The following is a 22,813-nucleotide window of genomic DNA, read 5'->3' as shown; positions in this document are numbered from 1 at the left end:
CACGCGACGTTCGCCGTGAACACCGCGAACACCACGACGAACGGAGCCGCTCATGGCCGCGATGAAGCCACGTACGGGTGATGGACCCCTCGAGGTCACCAAGGAAGGGCGTGGCATCGTCATGCGGGTTCCGCTCGAGGGTGGTGGCCGCCTCGTCGTCGAGCTCAACGCGACCGAGGCCTCGGAGCTCGGAGAGGCGCTCCAGGCCGTCGTCGGCTGATGGCTCGCGACCTCCCGGAGGTCGTCGGTGCACTCGGGGATCTCCCCGGGTGCACCTTCCTGACCGACGACGACGTCAGTGCCGTCGTCGTCGCGGTCGCGCCCGCCCCTGAGGCGGACGAGGGGCCGCAGCCCCGCGCGGGGACGGTCGACGCCTCCGCGCTCTACCACGTGGACCTCAGCGAGATGGCCGAGCGGCAGGGCCTCGAGGGCCGTGCCGGCGAGGCCGCCGTCGTCGACCTGCCGCGCCCCCACCGGGGAGCGTCCGAGTCGTTCCCCTGGTCGGAGCTCCCGCGCCGGATTGTCCTGCTCGGCATCGGTGACGGCACGACCACCGACCTGCGCCGCGCCGGTGCCGCCCTCGCGCGCCGCACCGCCGGGCTCGAGCGGGTCGTCTCCGTCGCGACCGCCGGGGCGTCCGACGGCGGCGTCCGGGCCTTCGCCGAGGGGTACCTGCTCGCGGCGTACCGGCCCGAACGGTGGAGCTCCGCGCCGGACCAGCGGCCCGCGCCCGCCGAGCAGCTCGTCCTCCTCGACCCCGCCGCCGACGTCGAGCCCGCGCTCGTCCTCGCCCGTCGCGCCGCGCGCGCCACCTGGCTCGCCCGCGACCTCACCGCGACGCCGTCGGACGTCAAGTACCCCGCCTGGCTCGCCGAGCGGGCGGTCGCCCTGGCCGCCGAGGCCGGGCTCGACGCCCGGGTGCTCGGTCCCCGTGAGCTGGAGGCCCAGGGCTTCGGCGGGATCCTCGCCGTGGGCGGTGGCTCGTCGCGGCCCCCGCGGCTCGTCGTGGTGAGCCACGACCCGGTACCGGCCGAGGGTGCCGTGGCACGGCACGTCGTCGTGGTCGGCAAGGGCATCACGTACGACACGGGTGGCCTCTCGCTCAAGCCGCGGGCGTCGATGGCCCCCATGAAGACCGACATGGCGGGGGCCGCGGTCGCGCTCGCCGTGGTCCTCGGTGCCGCCGACGCGGGGTCGCCGCACCGGGTCACGGCGGTGCTGCCGCTCGCCGAGAACCACCTCGGCGCGGCGTCCTACCGGCCCGGCGACGTGCTCCGGCTGCACGGCGGCACGACCGTCGAGGTCGCGAACACCGACGCCGAGGGCCGGCTCGTCCTCGCCGACGCCCTCGACCTCGCGGTGCGCGAGCTCGCCCCCGACGTGCTCGTCGACGTCGCGACCCTCACCGGGGCGGCGGCGGTGGGCCTCGGCCGGTTCCACGCCGCGCTGTACGCGACGGACGACACGCTCGCGGGTGTCGTCGAGCAGGCCGCGGCCCGGACCGGGGAGCCCGTGTGGCGGATGCCGCTGGTCGCCGACTACGAGGACGCGCTGCGTTCCGACGTCGCCGCGCTCCGGAACGTGCCCGCCCACCCGCCGGGTGGCGCGGGCTCCGTGACTGCGGCGCTCTTCCTGCGCGCGTTCACCGGTGGCGTCCCGTGGGTCCACCTCGACGTCGCCGGCCCGGCGCGCGCGACGGGCAGCCGGCACGAGGTCGTCGAGGGGGCCACGGGCTTCGGCGCGAGACTCCTGCTCGAAGCGCTCGACCTGCTCGAGCCCTGACGCCGGTCGCGCCCGAGCGGGGATGCGGCGCGGGTCAGCGGCGGACGCCGAGCAGCAGGCCGTCGCCCGAGGGCAGGAGGGCCGGCAGCAGCCGGTCGTCGTCGCGGACGGTGCGGCCCACGTCGCGGACGAGCGTGGTCAGCTCGTCGCGCCGCGCGGGGTTCGCGACCTTGTCGCGGGCGAGTGCGGCGTCGACCGCGAGGACGCCGCCCGGGCGCAGCAGCCGCAGGCCCTCCTCGACGGCCAACGGGTACCCGTGCACGTCGCCGGCCACGAGCACCAGGTCGTAGGCGCCGTCGGCGAGGCGGGGGAGGACGTCGGCCGGACGGCCCGCGATCGCGCGCAACCGCGACGGTCGCACGCCCGCGCCGGTGAGGATCTGCTTGGCGGCGCGCTGGAGCGCGACCTCGGGGTCGATGGTCGTGAGGACGCCGTCGTCCGGCATGCCGCCCAGGAGCCAGAGCGCGCCGATGCCCGTGCCGGTACCGATCTCCACGACCGAGCGCGCCTGGAGCGCCGCGGCGAGGAGGCGCAGCACGCTGCCCGCGCCGGGAAGGATGGTCGGACGGTCGAGCTCCAGGGCGAGCTCGCGGGCACGGAGCTGGTGCTCGTCCTCGGGGACGAACTCCTCGCAGTAGGTCCAGGAGAGCGCCCGCCCGGACGCGTCCGGGGTCGCCGCCGTCGTGCCGGATCTCTCGGTGCCCGTCCGGTCCCTGCCCCCCGGACCACCCATCCGCTCGCCCGTGATGGTGACCTCCCGCACTCCGCCTGGCGGGCGCGCCGCCGGCCTCCTGCCTGCGGCGCGCGTGCGGCGCAGGTGCCACGGCGATGCTACCGGGACGGGGTGACGGCGGCCGGGGACCGCAGGATCGGGAGCGCATGGACTTCTCGGGCATCTCGCCCGCAGATCTCCGCGGGAATCCCCGCACGGACGGTACGGCGCGGGGAGACGGGCGGCCGGTCTGCGCCGCGGCGGGCGCGCCGAGCGTCCCAGGTCCGGACGGTACCCTGGCGGACGTGTTCGACATCAACGGCGGGGAATGGCTCGTCCTCCTCGTCGTGGCCGTGATCGTGATCGGGCCCGAGCGGCTGCCCGGTTACGCCGAGCAGCTCGCGCGCCTCGTGAAGCGCGGCCGGGAGTTCGTGTCCTCGACCCGCACGCGCCTCGACGAGGAGCTCGGCGAGGGCGCCGGCGTGGACTGGCAGGCGCTCGACCCGCGCCGCTACGACCCGCGCCGCATCGTGCGGGACGCCCTGCTCGACGACGACACCCGCGGCACGTTCTCGGACGTCGCCAAGGCGGTCGGGCTGGGGGGTGCCGCCGACGCCGGTGCCACCGCGGCGCACGCGGGCGTCCCTGCCGGCTCCCGCCCGGTCGACGGGCCGGCCGCACAGCCGCCCGCCCTCGACCCGGCGGCCTCCATGCCGTTCCGGGCGGGGTCGACCTACGTCGCGGGCTCCGGCCCCGTCCCGTGGGACGACGAGGCGACCTGAGCGTGGGAGAGGCTTCCGGCCGGGCGGACCGCCGCCCGGGTTTCGGGACCGGGCCGCGGGCCTGTCAGAATGTGGGGATGCCGAACCTACCGGACCGGACGGACGCACAGGTGCGCATCGGTGTCGCGATCGCGGTGCCCGCACCGTTCGGACCTGAGCTGGGCGAGGCCCGCCGCCGTTTCGGGGACCCGCAGGCAGACGCGATCCCGCCGCACATCACCGTCCTCGGGCCGAGCGTCCTCGAGCGCGACGCGCTCGACGACGCGATCGAGCACCTCGCCAAGGCGGCCGCCAGCCAGGAGTCGTTCCACGTCGTGCTCCGCGGGGCCGGGACATTCCGCCCGGTCTCGCCGGTGGTCTTCGCGCAGGTCGCCGTCGGGATCGCCGAGTGCGAGCGCCTCGAGGCCGCGGTCCGGACGGGCCCGCTCGACTTCCCGCTGCGGTTCAACTACCACCCCCACGTGACGGTCGCCCACGAGGTCTCGGACGACCTCCTGGACGCCGCGTTCGACGGCATGGCCGACTACGAGGCGACGTTCGAGGTCGACGAGGTGCACCTGTACGAGCACGGCGACGACGGCGTGTGGCGGCCGGTGCGCGGATTCGCGCTCGGCGGCGCGCCCATCGGCTGAGCCGCAGCGCGCGCGGGCCGGTCAGACTCTAAGGTCGGGCCATGGGTCGCCAGGTCGTACGCCGCACGCGCCCCGGGTCGGACGCGGCGTGGCCCGACGACGGAGCCCGCGGGTCGCGGGTCGCGGGCGGGCGACCGCACGGCGCGACACCACGGACCGGCGGACCGTCCTCCCCCTCTTCTCGCCGCACGCTCGGCCGGTCGGCCCGTGAGCTCCAGGTCGCCCTCCTCGGGCGCCCGGTGTCCGCCGCCCGGCCGTCGTGGCTCCCGGGATTCGTCCCGTCGCCCACGGCCCGGATGGTGGCGACCGCCGTCCACCGCCAGGAGGCGGTGCTCGCCTGGTGGAAGAAGACCCGGCTCGGGCGCGCCCTCGCGCGCTTCAACGTCTCGCGCGGCGCGCTGCTCTGCGGCGGGCTCGCCTACACGGCGCTGTTCGCGCTGTTCGCGGCCCTCGCGATCGGGTACACGATCTTCATGGCCGTGCTGGGCGGGAACGAGCAGCTCCGCAACGACCTGCTCGACGAGATCAACACGGCGGTCCCCGGGCTGATCGACGTCGGCGACGGAAGCGGCGGAGCGATCAAGCCCGACGACCTGCTCCTGAGCGCCAGCTCCGTCGCGGGCGTGGTCGCGGCGCTGGTCCTGCTGTGGACGGCCACGTCGTTCATGAGCGCGCTGCGGGGCGCGGTGCGCATCATGCTCGGGCTCGCGCTCGAGCCCGTGAACTTCGTGGTCGGCAAGGCCAAGGACCTCAGCGCCTTCGTGGTGCTGCTCGTGGCGATCGTCGCGTCGTCGGCGGTCAGCGTCGTCGCGACGTCGGCGTCGTCCTGGCTGGTGCGGACGCTGGGCCTGCCCGAGAGCGTCAGCGGGCTCGTCGCGGCCTTGGGCTTCGCCGTGGCGGGCGTGATCGACGTGCTGGTCGTGGTGTACGTGCTGCGCGTGCTCGGCGGGTCGCGCGCGGGGTGGGGCGACACGCTGCGCGGCTCGGTGGTCGCGGCCGTCCTCCTCGGCGGCCTGCGATACCTCGGGACGAGCGTGATCGTCGGGAGCGCGTCGAGGAACGCGCTCCTCGGTTCGTTCGCCGCGATCGTGACCGTGCTTCTGCTCGTCAACTTCGTCGCGCGCGTTCTCCTCCTCGTCGCGGCGTGGCTGTCCGACCCGGCCCCGGACGACGTCTACCCGCGCCGCGCCGCGAGGCTCGCCGGGCCGGCCGACGTCGCGCGGCTCGCGAGCGCGGGCGACGCGTCGGGGACCCCGGGGACGGTCCGGTACGTCGCGGGCGCCCGCCCGCGCGAGTCCCGGGTGCGCAGCGGCCTGTCGCCTGCGCAGGAGGCCGGCACGACGACGAGCGGCCGCCCCCCGCAGGAGGACGGCCGCTCGTCGTGGTGGTCGCGCCTCGTCGGGAGGCTGCGCCCGGGAAGGCTCAGAAGGCGCGGGTGATCATCGCCCGCTTGACCTCCTGGATCGCCTTGGTGACCTCGATGCCGCGCGGGCAGGCCTCGGTGCAGTTGAAGGTCGTGCGGCAGCGCCACACGCCCTCCTTGTCGTTGAGGATCTCGAGGCGCTGGGCGGCCCCGTCGTCACGGCTGTCGAAGATGAACCGGTGCGCGTTGACGATCGCCGCGGGGCCGAAGTACTGGCCGTCGTTCCAGAACACCGGGCACGAGCTCGTGCACGCGGCGCACAGGATGCACTTGGTGGTGTCGTCGAAGCGGGCGCGGTCCTCGGCGGACTGCAGGCGCTCCGTGGTCGGCGTGTGTCCGTCGGTCACGAGGAACGGCATGATCTCGCGGTAGGAGGCGAAGAACGGCTCCATGTCGACCACGAGGTCCTTGACGACCGGGAGGCCCTTGATGGGCTCGATCGTGATCGGCTTGTCGGGGTTGACGTCCTTGAGGAGCGTCTTGCACGCGAGCCGGTTGCGGCCGTTGATGCGCATGGCGTCCGAGCCGCACACGCCGTGCGCGCACGACCGGCGGAACGTCAGCGAGCCGTCGTGGTCCCACTTGATCTGGTGCAGCGCGTCGAGCACGCGGTCCGTGCCGTGCACCGTGACGGTGAACTCGTCCCAGTACGACTCGTCGCCGTGCGTCGACTCGGGCAGGTACCGACGGATCCGCAGCGTGACGTCGAAGCTCGGGATGGCGCCGGCCTCGGGCTCGGCGTCGGTGGGGCGGTCAGCGAGGGCAGTCATCAGTACTTACGCTCCATCGGCTGGTAGCGGGTGACGGTGACCGGCTTCGAGCCGAGCACCACCTGGTAGTCGTCGAACTCCTCGGCGTGCGAGAAGTACTCGTCCGAGCCGTCGAAGACCTCGGCGGCCTCGCCCTCCAGGGTGAGCGGCCGACGGTAGATCATCGTGTGCTTCATGTAGTTGGCGTCGTCGCGCTGCGGGAAGTCCTCGCGGAAGTGCCCGCCGCGCGACTCCTTCCGGTTGAGCGCCGCGACCACGGTGACCTCGGCGACGTCGAGCAGGAAGCCCAGCTCGATGGCCTCGAGGAGGTCCGTGTTGAACATGCGGCCCTTGTCCTGGACCGACACGTTGCGGTAGCGCTTCTGCAGGGCCCGGACGTCGTCGAGGGCCTCGGTGAGCGACTCGCCCGTACGGAAGACCTGGGCGTTGCGGTCCATGGTCTCCTGCAGCGCCTTGCGCAGGTCGGCCACCCGCTCGCCGTCCGGCCGGGACCGCATGCCCTCGAGCTCCGCGACGACGCGCGCCGCCGGGTCCTCGGGGAGCTCGTGGAACTCGGCGGTCAGCGCGTACTCGGCGGCGGCGCGGCCCGCGCGCTTGCCGAACACGTTGATGTCGAGGAGCGAGTTCGTACCCAGGCGGTTCGAGCCGTGCACGGACACGCACGCGACCTCGCCGGCCGCGTAGAGACCCTTGACGACGTCCTGGTCGTTGCGGAGCACCTCGGCCTGGATGTTGGTCGGGATGCCGCCCATCGCGTAGTGCGCCGTCGGGTAGACGGGGACCGGCTCGGTGTACGGCTCGACGCCCAGGTAGGTGCGCGCGAACTCGGTGATGTCCGGGAGCTTCGCGTCGATGTGGGCGGGCTCGAGGTGGGTCAGGTCGAGCAGGACGTAGTCCTTGTTCGGCCCGGCGCCGCGGCCTTCGCGGACCTCGTTCGCCATCGAGCGGGCGACGATGTCGCGCGGCGCGAGGTCCTTGATGGTCGGCGCGTAGCGCTCCATGAAGCGCTCGCCCTCGGAGTTGCGCAGGATCGCGCCCTCGCCGCGGGCGGCCTCCGACAGGAGGATGCCGAGCCCGGCGAGGCCGGTCGGGTGGAACTGGAAGAACTCCATGTCCTCGAGCGGGAAGCCGCGGCGCAGCGCGAGCGCCATGCCGTCACCCGTGAGGGTGTGCGCGTTCGAGGTGGTCTTGAAGATCTTGCCCGCGCCGCCGGTCGCGAAGACGATCGACTTCGCCTGGAAGACGTGGATCTCGCCGGTCGCCAGGTCGTACGCGACGACGCCCGTCGCGTTGACCTCCTCCCCGTCGGGCACGTGGCCCGCGGACAGGTCGTGGTCGACGAGCAGGTCGAGGACGTAGAACTCGTTGTAGAACTCGACGTTCTGCTTCACGCAGTTCTGGTAGAGCGTCTGCAGGATCATGTGGCCCGTGCGGTCCGCGGCGTAGCACGCGCGGCGCACGGCGGCCTCGCCGTGGTTGCGGGTGTGGCCGCCGAACCGGCGCTGGTCGATCTTGCCCTCGGGGGTGCGGTTGAACGGCAGGCCCATGTGCTCGAGGTCGAGCACGGCGTCGATGGCCTCCTTGGCCATGACCTCGGCCGCGTCCTGGTCGACGAGGTAGTCGCCGCCCTTGACCGTGTCGAAGGTGTGCCACTCCCAGTTGTCCTCCTCGACGTTCGCGAGGGCGGCGCACATGCCGCCCTGCGCGGCGCCGGTGTGGGAGCGCGTGGGGTAGAGCTTCGAGATGACGGCCGTCCGCGCGCGGCCCGAGGCCTCGAGCGCTGCGCGCATCCCGGCGCCGCCCGCGCCGACGATGACGACGTCGTACTGGTGGGTCTGCATCGGTGCCGATGCCTCCTTGGCGAGTGTTCGGGGGTCCCGTGGGTTGCTGCTGCTCAGGCCGAGCAGAAGGCCGGCACGAGGTCCGCGGGTGCGCCGTGCGGGCAGGGGGAGAAGGTGAAGATGACCAGGGTGCCGAGCACCACGGTGATCACGGCCGCGAGGTACAGCAGGACCTTGAGGGTCATGCGCACGCCGTCGCGCTCCGCGTAGTCGTTGATGACGGTGCGGACGCCGTTGGTGCCGTGGAACATGGCGAGCCAGAGCATGAGCAGGTCCCAGACCTGCCAGAACGGCGAGGACCACTTGCCGCCGACGAACGCGAAGTCGATCGCGTGCACGCCGTCGCCGACCATGAGGTTGACGAAGAGGTGGCCGAAGATGAGGACGATGAGCAGCACGCCCGACGCGCGCATGAACACCCACGAGTAGAGCTCGTAGTTGCCGCGCGTGGTCTTCTTCCGCTTGTACCGGTCGCGGGGGGCCGCGATCTCGGGTGCGGAGGCCTGGGCCTCGGTGGCGGTGTCGGCCATGTCAGTTCCCCCCGAAGACGTTCATGAGGTGACGCGGCAGGAAGCCGGCCATCGCGACGACCCACAGCGCGAGCGCGATCCAGAGCATCCGCTTCTGGTACTTGGGGCCCTTGGCCCAGAAGTCCACGAGGATGATCCGGATGCCGTTGAAGGCGTGGAAGACGATGGCGGCGACGAGGCCTGCCTCGCCGAGGCCCATGATCGGGTTCTTGTACGTCCCGATGACGTCGTTGTACGCCTCGGGCGAGACGCGCACGAGCGCCGTGTCGAGCACGTGCACGAGAAGGAAGAAGAAGATCAGCACGCCGGTCACGCGGTGCGCGACCCAGGACCACATGCCTTCGTGGCCGCGGTACAGCGTGCCTGCAGGTGCACTGGGCACTTCGGGGGCCTCCTGTGGCGAGTTCGTCCGAGGGCTGGATGAGCTCTCGGTGAGCGGCAGCCGTGACCGTCGAACGCATCGTCGGGACGAGGTCCGGACACCACCCCACTGCGCCCCACTGTAATGACACGACGCCAGGTCCGAGCGCCGACGACGGCGCCTCGAGGCCCGATCGTGAAGGTTTTGTGACGCATCGCACAGGGTCCGCGCTCACTAGACTCGGGGCATGCCCCAGCCCCTGCCCACCGGCGAGACCGGCGCCAGCCCGATCCCCGGCTTCTACGCCGTCGTCCCCGCGGGAGGTGCCGGAACCCGCCTGTGGCCCTTGTCACGAGCGGGCGCCCCGAAGTTCCTCCACGACCTCACCGGGTCCGGCCGGTCCCTCCTCCAGGCGACCGTCGACCGGCTCGAGCCGCTGGCCGGGCGGGGCAACGTCGTCCTCGTCACGGGGCGCGCGCACGTCGCCGCCGCGAAGGAGCAGCTGCCCGAGCTGCCCGACGACGCCGTGGTCGCCGAGCCCTCGCCGCGCGACTCCATGGCGGCCATCGGGCTCGCCGCGGCGATCCTCCAGCAGCGGCACGGGGACGTCGTCCTCGGGTCGTTCGCGGCCGACCACGTCATCACCGGTCCGGACGCGTTCGAGCGCGCGGTGCGCGAGGGCGTCGAGGCGGCCCGGGCGGGCTTCGTCGTGACGGTCGGCATCGCGGCGTCGCGCCCCTCGACGGCCTTCGGGTACGTCCGCAGCGGCGCGTCGCTCGGCGTCGAGGGGGCGCCCACCGCGCTGCACGCGGTCGGCTTCACCGAGAAGCCCGACGCCGCGACGGCCCGCACCTACCTCGCGACCGGCGAGTACCGCTGGAACGCGGGCATGTTCCTCGTGCGCACCTCCGTGCTGCTGGGCCACCTGCAGCGCCTGCGGCCGGCGCTCCACGACGGGCTGGTCCGCGTGGCGCAGGCGTGGGACACCCCGGAGCGCGACGCGGTCCTCGAGGCGACCTGGCCGGGCCTGGAGAAGATCGCGATCGACCACGCGGTCGCCGAGCCCGTCGCGGCCGAGGGCGGGGTCGCCGTCGTGCCCGGGACGTTCGGCTGGGACGACGTCGGCGACTTCAACTCGCTCGCCGCGCTGCTGCCGTCGCTCGACGGCACCGGGACCAAGATCCTCGGCGACGAGGCGAACGTCGTGCGCGTCGAGTCGGCGGGCTCGGTGCTCGTCCCGGCCGCCGGCAGGCCCATCGCGGTGCTCGGGCTCGACGACGTCGTCGTCGTCGACACCCCCGACGCGCTCCTCGTGACCACGCGCGCCCGTGCGCAGCAGGTCAAGGACGTCGTGCAGGAGCTGCACGAGCGCGGTCTGGACGACCTGCTGTGACCGCGCCGCGGGAGCAGGTCGCGCGGGAGACCCAAGCGGCGCCGGAGACCCAGGGCACGCCGGGGGAGTCGCTGCCGGACCGGATCGCCGCGCTCGTCAGCGAGCTCGAGCCCGAGCTCGTCGCGCTCCGCCGCGACGTCCACGCCCACCCCGAGCTCGCCCGCACGGAGGTCCGGACCACGCGTGTCGTCGCCGACCGGTTGCGCGCCGCAGGGCTCGAGCCCCGGCTCCTCGAGGGTTCGGGCCTCGTGTGCGACGTGGGTCGGACCGGCCCGCACGCGTTCGGTGCCACGGTGCCCGCGGTCGCGCTGCGCGCCGACATCGACGCGCTGCCGCTCGACGACGCCTGCGGTCTCCCGTTCGCGTCGACGGTCCCGGGCGTCGCGCACGCGTGCGGCCACGACGTCCACACGGCGGTCGTCCTCGGGGCCGGGCTCGTGCTCGCCCGGCTGCACGCCGACGGCCTGCTGCCGCGCCCCGTGCGGCTGATCTTCCAGCCGGCCGAGGAGGTCATGCCCGGGGGCTCGCTCGACGTCGTCGAGCAGGGCGGGCTGGACGGCGTGCAGCGGATCTTCGCGGTGCACGCCGAGCCGAAGATCGACGTCGGGCAGGTGGGCACCCGTATCGGCCCGATCACGTCGGCGTCCGACGCGATCAGCGTCACCATCACCTCGCCCGGGGGGCACACCTCGCGCCCGCACCTCACGGGCGACGTCGTCTACGCGCTCGGGCAGGTCATCACCCAGGTGCCCGCCGTGCTCGGACGGCGCCTCGACCCGCGCTCGGGCGTCAACCTCACGTGGGGCGCGGTGCACGCGGGCGTCGCGCACAACGCGATCCCCGGCACGGGGACGGTCGCCGGGACGCTGCGGTGCCTCGACGTGAACGCCTGGGAGCGCGCGGGCGAGGTCCTCGACGAGGCCGTGCAGCAGGTCGTCGCGCCGTACGACGTCGAGGTCGACCTCGAGCACGTGCGCGGGGTCCCGCCCGTGGACAACGACGAGGCCTGCACCGCGCGGCTCGAGGCGGCCGCCCGCGACCTCCACGGCCCCGACGCCGTCCTCCTCACGGAGCAGTCGCTGGGCGGCGAGGACTTCGCCTGGTACCTCACGCAGGTCCCGGGGGCGATGGCGCGGCTCGGCACGCGGACGCCCGGCGTCCGGACGTTCGACCTGCACCAGGGCGACCTCGAGGTCGACGAGCGCGCGATCGGCGTCGGCATGGGGCTCCTGGCCCGAACGGCGACCCTCTGAGGGCCCCCGTTCGTCACACTTTGGTATCGGTACCTGCGCTGTTACCCGCCGGTAACGTGCACGGGCGTCGGTGATGCTTAGAGTTCACCTGAAGACCCGCGGCCGGGGCGCCCGACGACGTGCGCGCCGGCCCGGCACGCCCCGGAACCTGGGGCGGGGGAGTCTCAGGACAGCACGACGACGGAGGGGTTCGACAGTGTCGACATCGAAGAGGTTCATGAAGCTGGGCGCGCTGGCCGTGGCCGGCGCCCTGGCGCTCGCGGCCTGCGGCCAGGCGCCGGGCGACGACAACGGCACGGGCACCGGGACCAAGGGGGCCAGCAACTTCAAGGCCTGCATGGTGTCCGACTCGGGTGGCTTCAACGACAAGTCGTTCAACGAGTCCGGGTACGACGGCCTGAAGAAGGCCGAGTCGGACCTGGGGATCCAGATCGCGACCGCGGAGTCCAAGCAGGAGTCCGACTTCGCGCCGAACATCTCGAACATGGTCCAGCAGAACTGCAACCTGATCATCACGGTCGGGTTCCTGCTCGCCACCGCGACCGGTGACGCGGCCAAGACCAACGCCGACACCAAGTTCGCGATCGTCGACTCGACCGCCCAGGACGCGAACGGCAAGACGATCACGCTCGACAACGTCAAGCCGATCAGCTTCGACACCGCGCAGGCCGCGTACCTCGCCGGCTACCTCGCCGCGGGCATGAGCAAGACGGGGACCGTCGCCACGTACGGCGGCATCAAGATCCCGACCGTCACGATCTTCATGGACGGTTTCGCCGACGGCGTCGCGAAGTACAACGAGGACAACAGCAAGAGCGTCAAGGTGCTCGGCTGGGACGTCGCGAAGCAGAACGGCTCCTTCACGGGCGACTTCGAGGACCAGTCGAAGGGCCAGGAGCTCACCAAGACCTTCATCGACCAGGGCGCGGACATCGTCCTCCCGGTCGCCGGCCCCGTGGGCGCGGGCACCCTCGCCGCGGCGAAGGACGCGAACTCGAGCGGCAAGAGCGTGTCGGTCATCTGGGTCGACTCCGACGGCGCCGTGTCCAACCCGGACTCCGCGAGCATCATCCTGTCGTCGGTCGTCAAGGAGATCGGCGCCTCGGTCGAGGACGTCGTCAAGACGACCAAGGACGGGAGCTTCTCCAACGACCCGTACGTCGGGACGCTCGAGAACAAAGGTGTAGGCCTCGCGCCGTTCCACGACTTCGACTCCAAGGTCCCGCAGGACCTCAAGGACAAGATCACCCAGCTCCAGCAGGACATCATCGACGGCAAGATCAAGGTCACCTCGCCCAGCTCCCCCAAGTGAGCTGACGACCCGGTGACGACCAGGCGACGGGTCGGGGCCCCTGCGGGTCCCGGCCCGTCGCCGTCCACGCGCGCGAGAGACGCGAGATGGCTAGCGTGAGGCTGCCGACGCGTGTCGGCCCGCGCCCACACCTGAAGGAGGCCCGGCGGTGAAGCTGGAGCTGCGCGGCATCACCAAGCGGTTCGGACCGCTCGTCGCGAACGACCACATCGACCTCGTCGTCGAGCCCGGACAGGTCCACGCCCTGCTCGGCGAGAACGGGGCCGGCAAGTCCACCCTCATGAACGTCCTGTTCGGTCTGTACAAGGCCGACGAGGGCGAGATCCTCGTCGACGACGAGGCCGTCGCGTTCAAGGGCCCGGGCGACGCGCTGGCCGCCGGGATCGGCATGGTCCACCAGCACTTCATGCTGGTGCCGGTCTTCACGGTCGCCGAGAACGTCATGCTCGGCCACGAGCCGACGCGCGGTGGCGGCCTCCTCGACCTCGACGCCGCGCGCCGCACCGTCCGCGAGCTGTCCGACCGGTTCGGGTTCGGGCTCGACCCGGACGCCGTCGTCGAGGACCTGCCGGTCGGCGTGCAGCAGCGCGTCGAGATCGTCAAGGCGCTCGTCCGCGACGCGAGGGTCCTCATCCTCGACGAGCCGACCGCGGTGCTGACGCCGCAGGAGACCGACGAGCTCATCGCGATCATGCGCGAGCTCAAGGCCCAGGGCACGTCGATCGTCTTCATCACCCACAAGCTGCGCGAGGTGAAGGCCGTCGCGGACGTCATCACGGTGATCCGCCGCGGCGCCGTCGTGGGCTCCGCGTCGCCCGACGCCGCGGAGACCGAGCTCGCCGCCATGATGGTCGGCCGCGCGGTCAGCCTCGGCGTCGACAAGACGCCTGCCGAGCCCGGCGAGGAGACGTTCCAGGTCGAGCACCTCACCGTGCGCGACGCGAACGGCATCGCCGTCGTCGACGACGTGAGCTTCTCGGTCGCGCGCGGCGAGATCCTCGCCGTCGCGGGCGTCCAGGGCAACGGCCAGACCGAGCTCAGCGAGGCCGTCGTCGGGCTGCTGCCCGCGACCGGGTCCATCCGGCTCGAGGGGCGCGAGCTCGTCGGGCTGAGCCCGCACGAGATCCTCGACGCCGGCGTCGGGTTCGTCCCCGAGGACCGCACGGTCGACGGGCTCGTCCTCGACTTCACGGTCGCCGAGAACCTCGTCCTCGACCTGCACGACCGCAAGCCTTTCGCGCGCGGCATCGCGCTCGACCTCGGAGCGATCCGCAAGAACGCCCGGGAGCGCATCGAGGAGTACGACATCCGCACGCAGGGGCCGGGCCAGGAGGTCGGGCGCCTGTCGGGCGGCAACCAGCAGAAGGTCGTCATGGCGCGCGAGCTGTCGCGCCCCCTCAAGGTGTTCGTCGCGAGCCAGCCGACGCGCGGCGTCGACGTCGGGTCCATCGAGTTCCTGCACCAGCGGATCGTCGCGGAGCGCGACCACGGGACCCCGGTGGTGATCGTGTCCACCGAGCTCGACGAGGTCGCGGCGCTCGCCGACCGGATCGCCGTGATGTACCGCGGCACGATCGTCGGGATCGTCCCTGCCGACACCCCGCGCGCCGTGCTGGGCCTCATGATGGCGGGCGCGGGCGCCGAGGAGGCGCACGAGCAGGCCACCGAGACCGAGCTCGACCAGCTCGCCGACGAGCACACGCACGAGACAGGAGCCCCGCAGTGAGCCAGCCGGACGAGCCCGCAGGCGCCCCGGAACCCGGTCGCGAAGCCGTCGCGCCCGAGCCCGGCGCCGACCTGACCGGCCGCGGGCCCTCGCAGCCCGAGGCTCCGCCCACGGAGTCGGGGGAGGCGCGCGCGTCGCGGACGCTGCGGGACATCGCGACCGGCAGCTTCGGCGTGACCGTGCTCGCCTTCGTGCTCGCGCTCGTGATCGGAGCGATCCTGATCGTCTTCACGACGGACTCCGTGACGTCGACGCTCAGCTACTTCTTCTCCAAGCCGGGCGACTTCTTCTCGGCGGCCTGGGAGGCGGTCCGCGACTCGTACGTCGCGATGTTCCGTGGCGCCGTCGTCAACGACCGCGGCTGGAACTTCACGACGGTGTTCCATCCGCTCACCGAGACCATGACGGTCGCGACGCCGCTCATCATCGCGGCGCTGGGCGTGGCGGTCGCGTTCCGCGCGGGACTGTTCAACATCGGCGCCCAGGGGCAGGTCATCCTCGGCGCGACGTTCGCCGGCTACATCGGGTTCACCTGGCACCTGCCGGTCGTCGTCCACGTGATCGTCGCGATCGTCGGCGGCATCCTGGGCGGCGCGATCTGGGCGTCGATCGCCGGCGTGCTCCGTGCCCGCACCGGCGCGCACGAGGTGATCGTCACGATCATGCTCAACTACGTCGCGCTGTACCTGCTCGCCTACCTGCTGACGACGCGGTTCTTCACGCAGGCCGGGTCCAACCAGCCGAAGAGCCCCGCGGTCGGGCCGAACGCGAACCTGCCGCTCCTCCTGGGCGACCAGTTCCGCCTCAACGCGGGCTTCCTCGCCGCGATCCTCGCGTCGGTGTTCGTGTGGTGGCTCATGACGCGGTCGACGTGGGGCTTCCGGTTCCGCGCGGTCGGGTCCAACCCGAACGCGTCGCGCAACGCGGGCATCGGGGTCGCGACGACGTTCATCGCCGTCATGGCGGTCTCGGGGGCGCTCGCCGGCCTCGCCGGCGCGGTGCAGGTGCTCGGCACCGAGAAGTCGCTCACGGGCGGCATCGCCGGGTCGCTCGGCTTCGACGCGATCACCGTCGCCCTGCTGGGCCGGTCGAAGCCGCTCGGCATCTTCTTCGCAGGCCTCCTGTACGCGGCGCTCGACGTCGGCGGCAGGTCGATGGAGGCCGCCACGGGCACCCCGATCGACCTGGTGCTCGTGATCCAGTCGCTGGTCGTCCTGTTCATCGCGGCACCGCCGCTCGTGCGGGCCATCTTCCGCCTGCCGGCGCCGCGCACCGAAGCGAAGGGAGCCCGCGCATGAGCGCCGCCACCCTCGAGCCCATCGGCTCGCCCGTCGTCGCAGCTCCCGGCGCCGTCACGGGCAAGGCCTGGCGGCTGCCGATCACGCTCGGCGTGCTCGGGCTGCTCGCCCTGGTGCTGTTCGGCCTGCTCCCCGCGGGGGGCCGTGAGACGACGTTCGGCCTGTCGACGTCGAGCGACTTCGTGCACCTCGGTCCCGTCACGGTCCCGTCCAAGGCGACGGCCGTCGTCCTGTCGGTCCTGGCGCTCCTCGTCGCCGCGTACGCCGGCTGGTGCGTGTCCCGCGCACGCCGGGTGGGTCGCTGGGTCCCCATCGTGTTCGCGGTGCTGTGGGTGCTCGCGTTCCTCACCTGGGCCGTCGCGGGGAAGTCGACGTCGCTCGTGTCCCTGCTGGCGGGGTCGCTCTTCCTCGCCGTGCCCCTCGCGTTCGGCGCGCTCGGCGGCCTCATCGGCGAGCGGGCCGGCGTCGTGAACATCGCGATCGAGGGCCAGCTCCTCACGGGTGCGTTCGGCGCGGCGGTGTTCGCGTCGATCGTCTCGAACGCCTACCTCGGTCTCGTCGCGGCACCCGTCGCGGGGCTCGTCATCGGCGCGCTCCTCGCGCTCTTCACCGTCAAGTACCACGTCAACCAGATCATCGTCGGCGTCGTCCTCAACGTCTTCGCGGTCGGCCTGACGAGCTTCCTGTACTCGTCGGTGCTCAAGGAGAACGCGGCGACGCTCAACAGCCCGCCGCGCCTGCCCACGCTCGCGATCCCCGTGCTCGGCGACATCCCCGTGATCGGTCCGGTGCTCTTCCGGCAGACGCTGCTCGTCTACCTGCTCTACGTCGCGATCGTCGTCGTCGCGATCGCGCTGTTCCGGACCCGCTGGGGCCTGCGCGTGCGCGCGGTCGGTGAGTACCCCGCGGCCGCCGACACCGTCGGCATCGACGTGAACCGGACCCGCTGGGGCAACGTGCTCCTGGGCTCGATGGTCGCCGGGCTCGGCGGCGCGTTCTTCACGGTCGGCTCCGTGGGCGCGTTCTCGCAGGAGATGACGGCCGGCAAGGGCTACATCGCGCTCGCCGCGATGATCCTCGGCCGCTGGTCGCCGTGGGGCGCCCTCGGCGCCGCGCTGCTGTTCGGTTTCTCCGACAAGCTGCAGCAGGTGCTCGGCGTCCTCGGCACCGCGATCCCCAACCAGTTCATGCTGATGCTGCCGTACGTGGTGACGATCTTCGCCGTCGCCGGGCTCGTCGGGCGCGTGCGCGCCCCGGCGGCCGACGGCGAGCCGTACGTCAAGGAGTGAGAGTGAGCGAGCAGCCCCTTGCGGCCTCGGGTCCGGTCGACTGGGACGCGCTGCGCGCCGAGGCGACCGCCGTCATGCACCGCGCCTACGCGCCCTACTCGGGTTACCCCGTGGGCGCGGCGGCGATCGTGGACGACGGCCGCGTCGTCGTCGGCTGCAACGTCGAGAACGCGGCGTACGGCGTGACGCTGTGCGCCGAGTGCTCGCTCGTGTCGGCGCTCGTCGTCGGCGGTGGAGGGCGGCTCGTCGCGTTCACGTGCGTCGACGGCGCCGGGCGCGTCATCATGCCCTGCGGGCGCTGCCGCCAGCTCCTGTGGGAGCACGGCGGCCCGGAGCTCCTCGTCGAGACCGTGTCCGGCGTCCGCCCGATGACCGAGGTCCTGCCCGACGCGTTCGGGCCGGACGACCTGCGCCAAGGAGAGTAATGAGCACCCCCGGCACGACCGAACGATTCGACGCCGTCGACGTCATCCGCGCCAAGCGTGACCGGCAGCGCCTCGAGGGCGCGCAGATCGACTGGGTGGTGGACGCCTACACCCGGGGCGTCGTCGCCGAGGAGCAGATGGCGGCGCTCGCGATGGCGATCCTGCTCAACGGCATGGACCGGGAGGAGATCTCCCGGTGGACGTCCGCGATGATCGCGAGCGGCGAACGCCTGGACTTCTCGGGCCTCGACCGTCCGACCGCCGACAAGCACTCGACCGGCGGCGTCGGGGACAAGATCACGCTGCCGCTCGCGCCGCTCGTCGCGTCGTTCGGGGTGGCGGTGCCGCAGCTGTCGGGCCGCGGGCTCGGCCACACGGGCGGGACGCTCGACAAGCTCGAGTCGATCCCCGGCTGGCGCGCGGCCCTCAGCAACGACGAGATGATGGCGCAGCTCGGGTCCGTCGGGGCCGTGATCTGCCAGGCCGGCTCGGGCCTCGCGCCCGCCGACCGCAAGCTCTACGCGCTGCGCGACGTCACCGGGACCGTCGAGGCGATCCCGCTCATCGCGAGCTCGATCATGAGCAAGAAGATCGCCGAGGGCACGGGCGCGCTCGTGCTCGACGTCAAGGTCGGGTCGGGCGCGTTCATGAAGTCCGCCGACGACGCCCGCGAGCTCGCCCGGACCATGGTCGACCTGGGCACGGACGCGGGCGTGCGCACGGTCGCGCTCCTGACCGACATGTCGACGCCGCTCGGGCTCACCGCCGGCAACGCCCTCGAGGTGCGCGAGTCGGTCGAGGTCCTGGCCGGCGGGGGGCCGTCCGACGTCGTCGACCTCACGGTCGCGCTGGCGGTCGAGATGCTCGCGGGCGCCGGTCGCCCGCAGGACGAGGACGAGGTGCGGGCAGCGCTCGGCGACGGCCGTGCCATGGACGTGTGGAAGGCCATGATCCGCGCGCAGGGCGGCGACCCGGACGCGCCGCTCCCCGTGGCCCGCGAGTCGGAGATCGTGACCGCGCCCGCCGACGGCGTGCTCGCGGAGGTCGACGCGCTCGCGGTCGGCGTCGCGGCCTGGCGGCTCGGTGCGGGTCGCGCCCGCAAGGAGGACACCGTCCAGGCCGGGGCGGGCGTCGAGCTGCACGCCAAGCCGGGTGACGTCGTCGTCGAGGGGCAGCCGCTCGCGACCCTGCACACCGACACCCCGGAGCGGTTCGGGCGTGCCGCCGAGACGCTCGAGCACGCCTTCCGCGTGGCCGAGGTGGGGCTCGTCGCCGAGCGCACGCCCGTCGTGCTGGAGCGCGTGGCGTGACGGAGCCGGACGCCCGGGCGCCGAAGACAGCCGACGCGGCCGGCGACGAGCGTCGCCCGAGGTCGGTGTACGGCGTCGGGTCCGACCCGGACGTGCGCTTCTCCCTCGCCAACGAGAGGACCGCGCTCGCGTGGCTCCGCACGGGCCTCGGGCTCGTCGCGGGCGGGATCGCGCTGACGTCGTTCGCGTCGTTCGCCGACCTGTCCGTGCTGCTCGACGTCGTGGCCGCGGTCGCGTGCGTGGGCGGTGGCTGCCTCGCCGTGTACGCGCTCGTGGCCTGGCGACGCAACGAGCGCGCGATGCGGCTCGGGCGCCCCCTGCCCCCGCCGAGCGCGCTGCCGGTGATCGTCGTGGGGGTCGTGACGTTCGCCGCGGTCGTCGGCGCGTACGCGATCTGGAGCGGGTCGACGCGGTGAGCGCGCCCCCGCCGGGACGAGCCCGCCGCGGCCCGGTGCCGCCCTCCGACCCCGGCCTGCAGGCCGAGCGGACGGCGCTCGCGTGGCAGCGGACGGCCCTCGGCGTCGTGCTGGGCTGCGCGGTCCTCGCGCTCGCGGGGCTGCGCGAGAGCGACCCCGGCCTCGCCGTCGTCGCGGTCCTCGTGGGCGCCACCGCGGCGACCGGTGCGATGCTCGCGCGGCACGGGCGCTGGCCCCGCCCCGACCGCAGGCCGTGGGGCCTGCTCGTCCCCGGCGCGGGCGCCGTCGTCGTGCTCGCGGTGCTCGGGGTCGTCGCTGCCCTCCTGCGGGCGGTCCGGTAGGGCGCCGGCCGTGCAGCTCGCCACCCTGCTGCGGCGCGCCGGGGTCTGGGCGCGCGGGCCCGCCGGGCGCGGGGAGCCTGACGCTCGGCCCGCCCCGCCGTACGCCCGGTCACCGGAGCACTCGCTGCCCGACGACCCGTCGGCGCGGCGCGTCGTCGACCCGCTCGGACGCCGTGCGGCACGCTCCGCCGACGTCGCCCCCGCCCCCTGGCCCGTGCTCCTCGGCCCCGAGGCGGTCCCCGCGGTCCAGGTGGACGGCACGACCTGCGGTGCTGCGGTCCTCGTGCTGCTCGCGGCGGACGGCGACCCGGCGGTCGCCGCGTGGCTGGAACACGGCCCGGTCGGGACGAGCGCCGCGAGCCGCTTCGCCGCGCTGCAGCGCGCCGTCCAGCGGCGGACCACCCGGACGGCGCTGCTCGGCGTCCCCTGGCCCCGGGCGCTCGGCACGCCGCCCTGGGCCGCTGCGCGCGCCGCCCGGTGGGGGAGCGCGCGCTACGGGCACCGTGTCGTCGACGACACCGACCCGGACGACCTGGCGCGCGTCCGGGCGTGCGTCGACGAGAGCCTGTCGGCCGGCGTGCCCGTCCCGCTCTACACGGGCGGCGACACCGCGGGCGGGCTCGCCGCCGCCGTGCCGCGGCACGTCGTCCTCGCACTGCCCGGCGGCCCCGCGGGGACCGTCCTCGTGTACGAGCCCGGCTCCGGAGCGGTCCACCAGGTCCTCGCGGACGAGCTCTGGTCGGGGGATCGGCCGCTCGCCGCACTCGGTCGATGGACGCACGTCGTCTGGGCGCTCCTGCCCCGACCCTGAGCCGCTCCGCACTCAGCGCAGTGGGAGGGTGTGCAGGCGGCGAGGGACGGCGAGTCGGGGGACGATGGGAAGGTCCGGACGACCCCGACGCGAGGAGCCCCCATGAGCACCACGCCCGGCGACGAGACGCTGCGCGACGCGGGGCTCGTCCCCGACGACGCCCCGACCCGCGACGACGTCGACCACCTCAGCCACCGCCGGCTCCCCGAGCCGGACGCCCTCGACGAGGACGAGTACGAGCCCGCCGTGCCCCGGCCCGACCTGGACGGCGAGGCGGACGAGGCGGACGTCGTCGAGCAGGCGGACGAGGTCCCTCCGGACGACGAGGACCCCGCCCGGGACTGACCGCTCCGCCCGCGCGGACCCGCGCCGCCCGACCGGCCGGACAGGGCCCCGCTCCGCTACCGTGTGACCATGACGAACCCCAGCAGCCCGGCGGCCACGAGCGTGCCGGACCTCGGCGAGGACGAGCGCGTGGCGCACCTCCCGGCGACCCTGCGCGACCAGATCGCCCAGCTCCCCAAGGTCGTGCTCCACGACCACCTCGACGGGGGCCTGAGGCCCGAGACCATCGTCGAGCTCGCCGCGGAGGCCGGCCACGAGCTGCCCACCACGGACCCGGACGCGCTGCGGACGTGGTTCGTCGAGGCCGCGACGTCGGGCTCGCTGCCCCGCTACCTGGAGACGTTCGACCACACCATCGCCGTCATGCAGACCGCCGACCACCTGCGCCGCGTCGCGCGCGAGTCCGTGCTCGACCTCGCGGCCGACGGCGTCGTCTACGCCGAGCAGCGGTGGGCGCCCGAGCAGCACCTCCAGGGCGGGCTGACCCTCCAGGAGACCGTCGACGCCGTGCGCGAGGGCCTCGCCGAGGGCGTCGCGGAGGCCGCCAAGGACGGCCGGACCATCTGGGTCGGCCAGCTCGTCACGGCCATGCGTCACGCCGACCGCTGGGAGGAGATCGCCGACCTCGCGCTCGCCAACCGGGTCGAGGGGGCGCTCGCGGACACGCCGGGCGCCGTCGTCGGGTTCGACATCGCGGGCGCCGAGCTCGGCTTCCCGCCGGACCGCTACCCGGCCGTGTGGTCGACGCTCGACGACGCGGGCTTCCCCGTCACGATCCACGCGGGCGAGGCCGACGGCGTGGACTCGATCTCGCAGGCCGTGCACCTGGGCCGCGCCGCCCGCATCGGGCACGGCGTGCGGATCGTCGAGGACATCGCGTTCGACCCGAGCGGCGACCGCGACGAGGACGCCGAGCCCCTCGCGACGCTCGGCCGGGTCGCGACGTGGGTGCGCGACCGGCAGGTCCCGCTCGAGCTGTGCCCGTCGTCGAACCTCCAGACGGGCGCAGCCGCGTCGATCGCCGAGCACCCCATCACGCGGCTGCTCGAGCTCGAGTTCGCGGTCACGCTCAACACGGACAACCGGCTGCAGTCCGGCACGTCCATGACGCGCGAGATGACGCTCCTGGTCGCCGACGCGGGCTGGACGCTCGACGACCTGTACGAGGTCACCATCACCGCGGCGTGGAACGCGTTCGTGCACCACGACGAGCGTCGGCGGCTCGTCGAGGACCTCATCGCACCGAAGTACGCCGAGATCGAAGGAGCGCAGGTATGAGCGGCACCGGGTCGGGCTCGACCGGACTGGACCGGGCCGGGCTCGCCCGGTTCATCGACCACACCCTCCTGAAGCCCGAGGCGACCCGTGCCGACGTCGACGCGCTCGTCGCCGAGGGGGCCGCGCTCGGCGTGTACGCGGTGTGCGTCTCGCCGTCGTTCCTCCCGCTCACGGTGCCCGACGCCGGCCCGGAGGGGACCGCGCTCCAGGTCGCGACCGTGTGCGGCTTCCCGTCCGGGAAGCACCACTCCGCGATCAAGGCCGCCGAGGCTGCGCGCTCGGTCGCCGACGGCGCGGACGAGGTCGACATGGTGATCGACGTCGGCGCCGCGAAGGCCGGCGCGTGGGAGTACGTGCAGCTCGACATCGAGACCGTCCGGGCCGCCGTCCCCGCGGACCGCGTGCTGAAGGTCATCATCGAGTCCGCCGCGCTGACGGACCACGAGATCGTCGAGGCGTGCCGTGCCTCGGTGGCCGCGGGCGCCGACTTCGTCAAGACGTCCACGGGCTTCCACCCGGCGGGCGGGGCGTCCGCGCGGGCCGTGTCGATCATGTCCGAGACCGTCGGCGGGCGCCTCGGGGTCAAGGCGTCCGGCGGGATCCGGACCCTCGCCGACGCGCTGACCATGATCGACCACGGCGCCACGCGGCTCGGGATGTCGAGCGGCGCCGCGGTCCTCGCGGAGCTGGACGCGCTGGCGTAGCCGCCGTCGACCCGGCAGGACCGCCGAGCAAGCGGAGACCCGCCCGAGCAAGCAGCCGTGAGGTGCTTGCTCGGGCGGG

The 22,813-nt window shown here is 73.5% G+C and carries 24 protein-coding genes; 19 read left to right on the top strand and 5 right to left on the bottom strand.

All coding sequences use genetic code 11. The annotated features are described in order from the left end of the window. Positions 1–52: 52 nt before the first annotated feature. Together ACFT5B_RS07450 and ACFT5B_RS07445 are read left to right on the top strand one after the other, a co-directional pair. Positions 53–220, top strand: coding sequence for a DUF3117 domain-containing protein (locus ACFT5B_RS07450; protein ID WP_064506638.1), 168 nt, complete (start codon positions 53–55; stop codon positions 218–220). Continuing rightward, entirely contained in the window at positions 220–1,782 is a 1,563-nt protein-coding gene (locus ACFT5B_RS07445; RefSeq protein WP_386797354.1) for a leucyl aminopeptidase family protein, read from the top strand. The genes ACFT5B_RS07450 and ACFT5B_RS07445 overlap by 1 nt, the downstream gene beginning before the upstream one ends. Before the next feature lie 34 nt (positions 1,783–1,816). On the opposite strand, the gene ACFT5B_RS07440 is transcribed toward ACFT5B_RS07445, so the two are convergent. Continuing rightward, positions 1,817–2,515, bottom strand: a complete 699-nt coding sequence (locus ACFT5B_RS07440) for an O-methyltransferase (protein ID WP_386797353.1) — start codon at positions 2,513–2,515, stop codon at positions 1,817–1,819. Between the two features lie 284 nt (positions 2,516–2,799). Between ACFT5B_RS07440 and ACFT5B_RS07435 the strand changes: the two genes are divergently transcribed. The 3 genes from ACFT5B_RS07435 to ACFT5B_RS07425 all read left to right on the top strand — a co-directional run bounded on the left by ACFT5B_RS07435 (position 2,800) and on the right by ACFT5B_RS07425 (position 5,347). After that, entirely contained in the window at positions 2,800–3,276 is a 477-nt protein-coding gene (locus ACFT5B_RS07435) for a twin-arginine translocase TatA/TatE family subunit (protein ID WP_386797352.1), read from the top strand. A 77-nt stretch (positions 3,277–3,353) separates the two neighbouring features. Further along, complete coding sequence (locus ACFT5B_RS07430) at positions 3,354–3,908, top strand: 2'-5' RNA ligase family protein (protein ID WP_386797351.1); 555 nt, start codon at positions 3,354–3,356, stop codon at positions 3,906–3,908. A 41-nt stretch (positions 3,909–3,949) separates the two neighbouring features. Beyond that, a complete protein-coding gene (locus ACFT5B_RS07425; protein WP_386797350.1) occupies positions 3,950–5,347 on the top strand; it encodes a YihY/virulence factor BrkB family protein in 1,398 nt (465 codons plus the stop codon). Here ACFT5B_RS07425 and ACFT5B_RS07420 read toward each other — a convergent pair. The 4 genes from ACFT5B_RS07420 to sdhC are packed head-to-tail and all read right to left on the bottom strand — an operon-like array spanning position 5,331 to position 8,854. Further along, positions 5,331–6,101, bottom strand: coding sequence for a succinate dehydrogenase iron-sulfur subunit (locus ACFT5B_RS07420; RefSeq protein WP_386797349.1), 771 nt, complete (start codon positions 6,099–6,101; stop codon positions 5,331–5,333). The two genes, ACFT5B_RS07425 and ACFT5B_RS07420, sit on opposite strands and share 17 nt — an antisense overlap. After that, positions 6,101–7,942, bottom strand: coding sequence for a succinate dehydrogenase flavoprotein subunit (gene sdhA / locus ACFT5B_RS07415; RefSeq protein ID WP_386797348.1), 1,842 nt, complete (start codon positions 7,940–7,942; stop codon positions 6,101–6,103). Before sdhA ends, ACFT5B_RS07420 begins: the two co-directional genes overlap by 1 nt. A gap of 53 nt (positions 7,943–7,995) precedes the next feature. Beyond that, on the bottom strand, positions 7,996–8,472 hold the full coding sequence (gene sdhD, locus ACFT5B_RS07410; protein ID WP_386797347.1) for a succinate dehydrogenase, hydrophobic membrane anchor protein: 477 nt from the start codon (positions 8,470–8,472) through the stop codon (positions 7,996–7,998). A gap of 1 nt (position 8,473) precedes the next feature. After that, positions 8,474–8,854 carry a succinate dehydrogenase, cytochrome b556 subunit gene (gene sdhC / locus ACFT5B_RS07405; protein WP_386797346.1) on the bottom strand — a complete coding sequence of 127 codons (381 nt, stop codon included), beginning with the start codon at positions 8,852–8,854 and terminating at the stop codon, positions 8,474–8,476. Between the two features lie 226 nt (positions 8,855–9,080). Between sdhC and ACFT5B_RS07400 the strand changes: the two genes are divergently transcribed. From ACFT5B_RS07400 to deoC, 14 genes are all read left to right on the top strand, one after another. Continuing rightward, positions 9,081–10,226 (top strand): mannose-1-phosphate guanylyltransferase, encoded by a 1,146-nt coding sequence (locus ACFT5B_RS07400; RefSeq protein ID WP_386797345.1) that lies wholly within the window; start codon positions 9,081–9,083, stop codon positions 10,224–10,226. 71 nt (positions 10,227–10,297) lie between these two features. Next, positions 10,298–11,479: an amidohydrolase gene (locus ACFT5B_RS07395; RefSeq protein ID WP_386797417.1), complete on the top strand. Its 1,182-nt coding sequence runs from the start codon at positions 10,298–10,300 to the stop codon at positions 11,477–11,479. Between the two features lie 217 nt (positions 11,480–11,696). Beyond that, positions 11,697–12,791 (top strand): BMP family protein, encoded by a 1,095-nt coding sequence (locus ACFT5B_RS07390; protein ID WP_386797344.1) that lies wholly within the window; start codon positions 11,697–11,699, stop codon positions 12,789–12,791. A 148-nt stretch (positions 12,792–12,939) separates the two neighbouring features. Then, positions 12,940–14,517 (top strand): ABC transporter ATP-binding protein, encoded by a 1,578-nt coding sequence (locus ACFT5B_RS07385; protein ID WP_386797343.1) that lies wholly within the window; start codon positions 12,940–12,942, stop codon positions 14,515–14,517. Further along, positions 14,514–15,815, top strand: coding sequence for an ABC transporter permease (locus ACFT5B_RS07380; protein WP_386797342.1), 1,302 nt, complete (start codon positions 14,514–14,516; stop codon positions 15,813–15,815). Before ACFT5B_RS07385 ends, ACFT5B_RS07380 begins: the two co-directional genes overlap by 4 nt. Beyond that, complete coding sequence (locus ACFT5B_RS07375; protein ID WP_386797341.1) at positions 15,812–17,104, top strand: ABC transporter permease; 1,293 nt, start codon at positions 15,812–15,814, stop codon at positions 17,102–17,104. Before ACFT5B_RS07380 ends, ACFT5B_RS07375 begins: the two co-directional genes overlap by 4 nt. 2 nt (positions 17,105–17,106) lie before the next feature. Next, positions 17,107–17,529 (top strand): cytidine deaminase, encoded by a 423-nt coding sequence (locus ACFT5B_RS07370; protein WP_386797340.1) that lies wholly within the window; start codon positions 17,107–17,109, stop codon positions 17,527–17,529. After that, positions 17,529–18,839, top strand: coding sequence for a thymidine phosphorylase (locus tag ACFT5B_RS07365; protein ID WP_386797339.1), 1,311 nt, complete (start codon positions 17,529–17,531; stop codon positions 18,837–18,839). The genes ACFT5B_RS07370 and ACFT5B_RS07365 overlap by 1 nt, the downstream gene beginning before the upstream one ends. After that, complete coding sequence (locus ACFT5B_RS07360) at positions 18,836–19,255, top strand: YidH family protein (protein WP_386797338.1); 420 nt, start codon at positions 18,836–18,838, stop codon at positions 19,253–19,255. Before ACFT5B_RS07365 ends, ACFT5B_RS07360 begins: the two co-directional genes overlap by 4 nt. Beyond that, positions 19,252–19,596: a DUF202 domain-containing protein gene (locus ACFT5B_RS07355; RefSeq protein ID WP_386797337.1), complete on the top strand. Its 345-nt coding sequence runs from the start codon at positions 19,252–19,254 to the stop codon at positions 19,594–19,596. Before ACFT5B_RS07360 ends, ACFT5B_RS07355 begins: the two co-directional genes overlap by 4 nt. Positions 19,597–19,606: 10 nt before the next feature. Beyond that, positions 19,607–20,407: a hypothetical protein gene (locus ACFT5B_RS07350; RefSeq protein ID WP_386797336.1), complete on the top strand. Its 801-nt coding sequence runs from the start codon at positions 19,607–19,609 to the stop codon at positions 20,405–20,407. Positions 20,408–20,509: 102 nt separating this feature from the next. After that, positions 20,510–20,752 (top strand): hypothetical protein, encoded by a 243-nt coding sequence (locus tag ACFT5B_RS07345; protein ID WP_386797335.1) that lies wholly within the window; start codon positions 20,510–20,512, stop codon positions 20,750–20,752. Positions 20,753–20,821: 69 nt separating this feature from the next. Further along, positions 20,822–22,030 (top strand): adenosine deaminase, encoded by a 1,209-nt coding sequence (locus tag ACFT5B_RS07340; protein ID WP_386797334.1) that lies wholly within the window; start codon positions 20,822–20,824, stop codon positions 22,028–22,030. Then, positions 22,027–22,734: a deoxyribose-phosphate aldolase gene (deoC, locus tag ACFT5B_RS07335; protein WP_386797333.1), complete on the top strand. Its 708-nt coding sequence runs from the start codon at positions 22,027–22,029 to the stop codon at positions 22,732–22,734. Before ACFT5B_RS07340 ends, deoC begins: the two co-directional genes overlap by 4 nt. Positions 22,735–22,813: the final 79 nt, after the last annotated feature.

Origin of the sequence: Luteimicrobium sp. NPDC057192 (genome assembly GCF_042670205.1) — a bacterium.
Classification (GTDB): Bacteria; Actinomycetota; Actinomycetes; order Actinomycetales; family Cellulomonadaceae; genus Luteimicrobium.
This window is presented reverse-complemented; position numbering and strand designations above follow the sequence as displayed.